The 7900-nt window shown below is 73.3% G+C and carries 8 protein-coding genes; 1 reads left to right on the top strand and 7 read right to left on the bottom strand.

Translation table 11 applies throughout. From position 1 onward, the window contains the following. From SJ20_RS10325 to SJ20_RS10310, 4 genes are all read right to left on the bottom strand, one after another. Window positions 1-754 (bottom strand): hypothetical protein (locus SJ20_RS10325; RefSeq protein ID WP_044659847.1); only part of this gene is annotated, 754 nt, incomplete at its 3' end. 83 nt (window positions 755-837) lie between these two features. Then, window positions 838-1563 (bottom strand): dienelactone hydrolase family protein, encoded by a 726-nt coding sequence (locus tag SJ20_RS10320; RefSeq protein ID WP_036316518.1) that lies wholly within the window; start codon window positions 1561-1563, stop codon window positions 838-840. A 72-nt stretch (window positions 1564-1635) separates the two neighbouring features. Next, window positions 1636-2187 carry a YceI family protein gene (locus SJ20_RS10315; RefSeq protein WP_044659846.1) on the bottom strand — a complete coding sequence of 184 codons (552 nt, stop codon included), beginning with the start codon at window positions 2185-2187 and terminating at the stop codon, window positions 1636-1638. Between the two features lie 296 nt (window positions 2188-2483). Beyond that, on the bottom strand, window positions 2484-3764 hold the full coding sequence (locus SJ20_RS10310) for a Glu/Leu/Phe/Val dehydrogenase (protein ID WP_044659845.1): 1281 nt from the start codon (window positions 3762-3764) through the stop codon (window positions 2484-2486). A gap of 344 nt (window positions 3765-4108) precedes the next feature. Between SJ20_RS10310 and SJ20_RS10305 the strand changes: the two genes are divergently transcribed. Continuing rightward, a complete protein-coding gene (locus SJ20_RS10305) occupies window positions 4109-5074 on the top strand; it encodes a CoA ester lyase (protein ID WP_044659844.1) in 966 nt (321 codons plus the stop codon). Between the two features lie 110 nt (window positions 5075-5184). On the opposite strand, the gene tctA is transcribed toward SJ20_RS10305, so the two are convergent. The 3 genes from tctA to SJ20_RS10290 form a co-directional block, all read right to left on the bottom strand. Further along, window positions 5185-6690: a tripartite tricarboxylate transporter permease TctA gene (gene tctA / locus SJ20_RS10300; RefSeq protein ID WP_044659843.1), complete on the bottom strand. Its 1506-nt coding sequence runs from the start codon at window positions 6688-6690 to the stop codon at window positions 5185-5187. Window position 6691: 1 nt separating this feature from the next. After that, window positions 6692-7252 carry a tripartite tricarboxylate transporter TctB family protein gene (locus SJ20_RS10295; RefSeq protein WP_044659842.1) on the bottom strand — a complete coding sequence of 187 codons (561 nt, stop codon included), beginning with the start codon at window positions 7250-7252 and terminating at the stop codon, window positions 6692-6694. Further along, window positions 7249-7900 (bottom strand): tripartite tricarboxylate transporter substrate binding protein (locus SJ20_RS10290; protein WP_044659841.1); only part of this gene is annotated, 652 nt, incomplete at its 5' end. The genes SJ20_RS10290 and SJ20_RS10295, both read right to left, overlap by 4 nt.

Raw genomic sequence — 7900 nt, 5'->3', positions numbered from 1 at the left:
CGACGGCGGCGCCCGCCTCCGCCTCGGCCCGCGCCTGCTCGTCCGCGAGCGCGGACCGCGTGGCGGCGGCCTCGCGGTCGGCGCGGGACAGGCCCACGGTGTCGTCGAGGGTGGAGGCCAGCGGCAGCACGATCACGTCCTTGCGGCCGAACATGCGGGCCACGGACATCGGCAGCACGACGTGGCCGGCGCCAGCCGGGGCGATCTCCAGGGCCATCCGCTCGCCCGCGCCGGGCGGCTCGGCGGCGTCCATCGGCTCTGCGCTGGGGGCCGGGGCGAAGCGGGCGGGGTCCAGCTCCTCGTCCGGGTCGAGCTCGGCGGGCGGCACGGGGCCGTCCGCGTCCACGTCCCAGGCGGCGAGCAGGTGGTCCTTGCCCACGCACACCACCGGCAGCTCGGAGTACACGCCCACGAGGTGCACGTGGCCCGGGTCGACGCCGCCGGCGCGCAGGAACTCCTCGGCGGACACGTCGCGTCGGCGCCGCACATAGCCCAGCTGCGGCAGGAAGTGGCGGGGCTGACCGGCGTCGTCGTGGGCGAGGTGGGCCAGCTGGGCGGCGTCGTCGTGGTTGACGAGCTGCACCGTGCGCTGGCGCGTGGTGAACCGCTCCACCCACGTGGACGGCGTGGCCCCGGGGATGGTGGCCAGGAAGAGGGTCTCCGGCGGGACGGGCAGGTCGGCCGGCGGCGCGGGCGCGGGACGACGCCGGCCCTCGCCCCCGGCGCGGCCCGCGGGCTTCACGCCCTTGGCCACGCCACGCCCGCCGGAGCGGGTGGACCGGGCGGGGCCGCCCCTGCTCGCGCGGGACTTCCCGCCCCGGCCGCCACGGGAGCCGCTCAGCGGACCTTCTCCTTCAGGAAGGAGACCGCGCGGTCCCAGGCGAGGGCGGCGGCCTCGGGCCGGTAGTTGCCCTGGGGGTTCTCGTCGTTGTGGAAGGCGTGCGGGGCGTCGTAGTAGAAGTACTCGACGTCGGCCCCGGACTCCTCGCGGATCTGCTGCTCCTGCCTCCGCGCGTCCTCGACGGGGAAGGAGTCGTCCTGCTCGGCGTAGTGGCCCTGGACGGCGGCGGTGACGCCGGAGAAGTCACCGGGCACGCCCTGGCCCACGCCGTAGAAGGGCACGGCGGCGGAGACCTTGTCCCCCTGCTGGGCCGCGAGGGCGAGCACGAAGCCGCCGCCCATGCAGAAGCCGATCGCGCCCACGGTCTGCGAGGTCACCTCGTCCCGGGCCAGGAGCCAGTCGACGGCACCGGCGAGCTGGCGGGCGCCCTCCTCGGCGGGCAGGTTCTGCATCATCTCGCCGGCCTCGTCGCCGTCGTGGGCGATCCAGCCTCCGTAGAGGTCGGGGGCGAGCGCGACGAAGCCGAGGTCGGCGAGGCGGTCGCACACATCCTTGATGTGGTCCACCAGGCCCCACCACTCCTGGATCACGATCACGCCGGGGCCCTTCCCGGAGGCGGGCAGCGCGAGGTAGCCGTGGCCCGTCCGGTCGCCGTCCTGGCCGGCGTCCTTGGTGGGCAGGTCGAACGTGACGTTCTGGTGCGGGGTCTTCGAAGCCATCATGGGCCCCACCCTATGAGGAGACCGGGCCCCTCATCGAGGGACCCGGTCTCGACGCGCGAGGTCGACTCAGGCTCAGGCCTGGGCGTCGGCCTCGGACAGCACGAAGGCGGCGCCGATCTCGAGCTTCACCTTGTCCGAGACCAGGACGCCGCCGGCCTCGGTGGCGGCGTTCCAGGTCAGACCGAAGTCCTTGCGGGAGATCTCGCCGGTGGCCTCGAAGCCCACGCGGGTCGCGCCGAAGGGATCCTTGTCCTGGCCGCCGAACTCGGCCTCAAGCTCCACGGTCCGGGTGACGCCGTGCAGCGTCAGCTCCCCGACCAGGGTGAACTCCTCGGGCTCGCCGCGGACCTCGGTGGAGCGGAAGGTCATGGTGGGGAACTGCTCCACGTCGAAGAAATCGGCGGAGCGCAGGTGGCCGTCGCGGCCCTCGTTCTTGGTGCTGATGGAGGCGACGTCGACGGTCACGTCCACGGAGGACTGGGCGAACTGCTCGGCGATGACGAGCTGGCCCTCCACGGCGTGGAAGGTGCCGCGCACCTTGGAGATGCCCGCGTGGCGGACGACGAAGTCGACGTCCGAGTGGGCGGCGTCGAGATTCCAGGTTCCGGTGGTGATGGCGTTCATGGGGTGCTCCTTCTGAAGCGGGTCTGTCTGGTGTGTCCGGGGTGGGCCGCCGCGGCGGCGATGGCTCCTGGGCCTCCGAACTTGTTTCAAATTCAAACATCATCCGGGCAGGCCGTCCACGCTTGATCGTCAAAATTCGAAATAGAGACGGAGGTCACGGTCCGGGGGCACATCAGGCCGCGTCCGCCCACGACGACGGCCCGGAACCTCCGGGGTTCCGGGCCGTCGGCCCGCGGTCGGGCAGCGGGGCCGCGCTCGGGCGGCCGGACGGGGTCAGGCGGCGGGGCCGCCCCCCGTCACGGGTAGAGGCCGCGGGTGCGGTGGGCCTCGGCCACGCGCTGGACAGCGGTCAGGGTGGCGGCCTCGCGCAGGCTCACGCGGCGGCTCTCGGAGGTGGCCAGCACCGCCTTCCATGCGGCGACCATGCGCCGCTTCAGGCGCTCGTCCACCTCCTCGCGGCTCCACCAGTAGGCCTGGTTCGCCTGGACCCACTCGAAGTAGGAGACGATCACGCCGCCGGCGTTGGCCAGGATGTCCGGGACGACCAGGACGCCCTTCTCCTCGAGGATGCGGTCGGCCTCGCCCGTGGTGGGGCCGTTGGCGCCCTCCACGACCAGCCGGGCGCGCACGCGCGGGGCGTTCTCCTCGGTCAGCACGGACTGCACGGCGGCCGGGACCACGAGGTCCACGTCCATCTCGAGCAGCTCGTCCGCGTCCATGGGCGCGGTGCCGGGGGTGTCCTTCACGGAGCCGGTGTCCCAGAGCTGCCTCTGCAGGGCGTCGTAGTGCAGGCCCTCGTCGTCGCGCACGGCGCCGTACTGGTCCGACACGGCCACGACCTTCACTCCGGCCGCCTCGAGCAGCTCGACCGTGCCGGCGCCGACCTTGCCGAAGCCCTGGACCGCGGCCGTCGCCCGCGACGGCTCGATGCCGAGGTGCTCGAGCGCGGCGAGCGCCACGTAGACCACGCCCGCCGAGGTGGCGGAGGCGCGGCCCAGCGAGCCGCCGAGCGAGACGGGCTTGCCGGTGACCACGCCGAGCGTGGTGTGGCCGACGTTCACCGAGTAGGTGTCCATCATCCAGGCCATGGTCTGCTCGTCCGTGCCCACGTCCGGGGCGGGGATGTCCACCTCGGGGCCGATGATCGGCTGGATCTCGGAGGTGTAGCGACGGGTGACGCGCTCGAGCTCGGCCTTCGAGTACTGGCGCGGGTCGATGGTCACCCCGCCCTTGGCGCCGCCGTAGGGCACGTCCAGCAGGGCGCACTTCCAGGTCATCCACATGGCCAGTGCGCGGACCTCGTCCAGGTCCACGTCCAGGCTGAAGCGCACGCCGCCCTTGGCCGGGCCGCGGGAGAAGTTGTGCTGCACGCGGTAGCCGCGGAGCACCTCGGTGGAGCCGTCGTCGCGGCGCAGGGGGATGGAGACGGCCATCTCGCGGCGGGGGGCGGCGAGCATCTGGTGCAGGCCCTCGTCGTAGCCGAGCGTCTTCACGGCGGCGGAGAGCTGGGCCAGGGCGTTGTCGAGCGGGGAGGACGGGGCCGTCACGGCCTCGTCCTCGGCGGGGATCCTCGTCATTGAGCGTCCTCGTGGTCCGGTGGGCAGGGATGTGTCGCGGCCCGACCGACGCGCGGAGGGCCGCGCCCCATTGCGCGGCCGACGTCGTCCGGACCCCGATGAACGCTACGCGCTCCCCCCGCACCCGTCACCCCTTCTGAGCCGAGATCCACGCCCACCCGGGTGACGTCGGACACGGTGGCGTGTACTGTGCTGTGGACGCGCCGCACACCCGCGGCGCCCTTCGGCGTCGAACCAACGCCGCTCGCTCAGGGCCCACCTGGTCCGTCCCCCGGCCGTCCGCCGCGCGAGGCACCCCGCCCGCGACCTCGGCCCGACGCCCCAGCCCCGTGAAGGAGCCCCTCATGACCGTGACCCTGCCCGCCGCGATCACCCCCTCCCCCGCGTTCCAGCCCGTGCCCGGCCAGCGCATCGATCCGGAGCTCGCCCGCTCCTGGCTGCTGGTCAACGCCGCCCAGCCCGAACGGTTCCAGCCCGCCGAGGACTCGGCCGCGGACATCGTCATCCTCGACATCGAGGACGCCGTGGCCCCCAAGGACAAGGACCAGGCCCGCGCGGACGCCGTCGCCTGGCTGACCTCCGGGCACACCGGCTGGGTGCGGCTCAACGGCTACGGCTCGCGGTGGTGGGAGCAGGACGTCGAGGCGCTCGCCGCGGCCCTGCCCGCGCACCTGGGCGGGCCGGTCGCCGAGGGCGGCCTGGCCGGCGTCGTGCTGGCGATGGTGGAGTCCACGGACCACGTGAACGAGACCGCCCGACGGCTGCCCGGCGTGCCCGTCGTGGCGCTCGTGGAGACGGCGCGCGGGCTGCAGCGGATCGACTCGATCGCCGCCGCGAAGGGCACGTTCCGGCTGGCCTTCGGGATCGGCGACTTCCGCCGCGACACCGGCCTGGGCGAGTCGCCGATGGCGCTGGCGTACACGCGGTCCCAGTTCACGATCGCGGCGCGGGCCACGGGGCTGCCGGGCGCGATCGACGGGCCGACCGTGGGCTCCACCGGCGTGAAGCTCGCCGAGGCGACGGCGGTGACCGCGGAGTTCGGCATGACCGGCAAGCTGTGCCTCGCGCCGGAGCAGTGCGCGGCCGTGAACGAGGGGCTCAGCCCGTCCCAGGAGGAGCTGGCGTGGGCCCACGAGTTCCTCGCGGACTTCGAGGCCGACGGCGGCGAGATCCGCAACGGCTCCGACCTGCCCCGCAAGGCGCGCGCGGAGAAGATCCTCGGGCTGGCCACCGCGTTCGGGGTGCACTCCACGCGGTACCCGGACCAGGACAACGCGATCACGGCGCCGTCGGACACGTACCACTACTGAGCGGGCCGCCGCCCACCAGAAACGCGGGTTGAGTTGTCACGGGTGCGGAGGCCGCACACCGGTGACAACTCAACCCGCGTTGTCTCGGGGGGCGCGGATCCCGCCTCCGCTCACACGTCCTGACGCGTCCGGCGCACGACGGCGGCCCGCACCGAGAACGCCAGCACGATCGCCAGGATCCCGTAGATCACCCACGTGATGGGGGTGGAGACGAGCACGGCCGGGTCGCCCACCGAGCTGAGCAGGGCGTCGCGCAGGCTGGTCTCCGCCAGCGGGCCGAGCACCATGCCGATCATCAGCGGCGCCAGCGGGTAGCCGTACCGCCTCATCAGGAAGCCCAGCACGCCGATCCCCAGCAGCATCAGCAGGTCGAACACCGCGCCCGTGGTGGCGTAGATGCCCAGCCCGCAGAACAGCGTGATCCCCGCGTAGAGGTAGTGCTTCGGGATGAGCAGGAGCTTGGCCCACAGCTGCGCGAACGGCAGGTTGATCGCCAGCAGCACGATCATCGCGATGAAGAAGCTCGCCAGCAGCGCCCACACGAGGTCCGGGCTGCGGTCGAACAGCAGGGGGCCGGGCTGCAGCCCGTACTGGCGGAACGCCGCCAGCATGATGGCCGCCGTCGCGGAGACGGGCAGGCCGAGCGTGAGCAGCGCGCCCATCGCCATGCCGGTGGTCGAGTTGCCCGCGGCCTCCGGGGCCGCCAGCCCGCGGATCGCGCCGCGGCCGAACTGCGGATGCGCCCGGCGCCGGTCCAGGCGCCGCTCGGCCGAGTACGCCAGGAACGTCGGCACCTCGGAGCCGCCCACCGGCACGATGCCGAACGGCAGGCCGATCGCCGTGCCGCGCAGCCACGCCGGGGCGGCCTCGCGGAACTCGGCGCCCGAGAGCCACGGCCGGCCGGTGCGGCGGATGCGCAGGTCCTCGTGCTCGCGGCGCACCCGGGAGGCCACGTGGAACACCTCGCCGAGCGCGAGGATCGCCACCGTGACGGTCACCAGCGGGATGCCGTCGAACAGCTGCGGCGAGCCCATCGTGAAGCGCTCGGTGCCGGTCACCGCATCGATCCCGACGACGGCGATGCCCAGTCCCAGCACCAGAGAGGCCAGGCCGCGCAGCACCGAGTCGGCGACCACCGAGGAGGTGGCCACGAACGCGAAGAGCGCGAGCGCGAAGTACTCCGCGGGGCCGAATCTCGTGGAGAACTCCGCCAGCACGGGGGCGAGGAACACGACGCACACCGAGGCCACCATGCCGCCGATGAAGGCGCCGAGCGCCGCCGTCGCCAGGGCCTGGGCCGCCCGGCCGTTCTGGGCCATGCGGTGGCCCTCGAACGTGGAGGCGATGGCCGAGGCCTGGCCGGGGGTGTTCATGAGGATGGCCATGGTGGAGTCGCCGAAGAGGCCGCCGAAGTACACGCCGGAGAACATGATGAACGCGGCGGTGGGCTCGAGGGCGAAGGTCATGGGCAGCAGCAGGGCCACGGCCATCGAGGAGCCCAGTCCGGGCATCACGCCGACCGCGGTGCCGAGCAGACAGCCCAGCACCACCCAGAGCAGGTTCATGGGGGTGAGGGCTCCGGCGAAGCCCTCCATGAGGAGTCCGAGGGTCTCCATGTCAGAAGCCACCTCCCAGGATGCCCGAGGGCAGGGTCAGGCCCAGGGCCACCGCGAAGCCGAGGTAGGCCAGCGAGGAGACGAACAGGGCGACGAGGATGTCGAACACGGGGTGCGGGGCACCGAACGCGCGCGTGATGCACCAGAACAGCAGCGCCCCGGCGAGGATCCACCCCAGCCAGGGCAGCAGGACGGCGAACGCGAGGAAGCCGAGGAAGCACCAGGCCAGCGCGCCGAAGTCCGAGTGGAACAGGGTCAGCGGGCCGGCCGCCTGGCCGACCTCGCCGTCCGCGTCGGCCTGACCCTCGGGGGCCTGGCGCACGCGCACGACCTCCACCGCGAGCGCGGCGGCGATCACGAGGCCCGCGACCGAGAGGATCAGCGGGAAGAAGTCCGGGCCGGGGAAGTCGGCGCCGTCGGTGTCCATGGTCAGGGACCCCAGCAGCAGGTAGAGGCTGAACGCGGCCAGCACGGCCGGCATGACGAGTCCGGAGAGCCCGGCGGCGCGTCCCCAGCGGGAGGGGGCGTCGGCGGCGGGGGGGACGGTGGATGCGTGGCTCACTTGATCTCCTCCGTCAGCGTGCCGATGCGCTCCTTCTCGGCGGCGATGAACTCCTCGAGTTCGGTGCCGGAGAGGGGCACGGGGTTCCAGTAGTTGCGCTGCACCGCCTCCTTCCACTCGGGGGTGTCGACCGCCTCGGCGATGAGGGTCTCGAGCTCGGTGCGCTCCTCCGCGGAGACGCCCGGCGGCACGAACAGGGCGCGCCAGTTGGTGAGCGTGACGTCGTAGCCCTGGGAGCGCAGGGTCGGGATCTCCTCGACGCCGGCCAGCGGCTCGGCCGCCACCACGCCGAGGGCGCGCAGTCGGCCGGCCTCGACCTGCGGGTAGATGTCCGCGAAGCCGCCGGCGGAGGCCTGGGCGGTGCCGTTGAGCAGGGCCTGGATGGCCTCGCCGCCGCCGTCGGACGGGATGTAGGTGGTGTCCGCGACCGGCACGCCGGCCGTGCGGGCGATGTCCGCCATGACGAGCTGGTCGAAGGAGCCGCCGCCGGTCCACGCCACGTGGGCGGGGTCGGCGCGCCAGGCGCTCACCAGGTCGTCCATGCTCTGGTACGGCGAGTCCGCCGGGACCACCACGAGGCTGTATTCCTCGACGACGCGGCTGACCGCGGTGACCTGGGAGAGCTCGGGGCCGGTGCCACGGGCCGCG

It is taken from the genome of Micrococcus sp. MS-ASIII-49 (assembly GCF_000946635.1).
Classification (GTDB): Bacteria; Actinomycetota; Actinomycetes; order Actinomycetales; family Micrococcaceae; genus Micrococcus; species Micrococcus luteus.
Note: the sequence above shows the minus strand (reverse complement) of the source record. Positions and strands in the feature narration are given on the sequence as shown.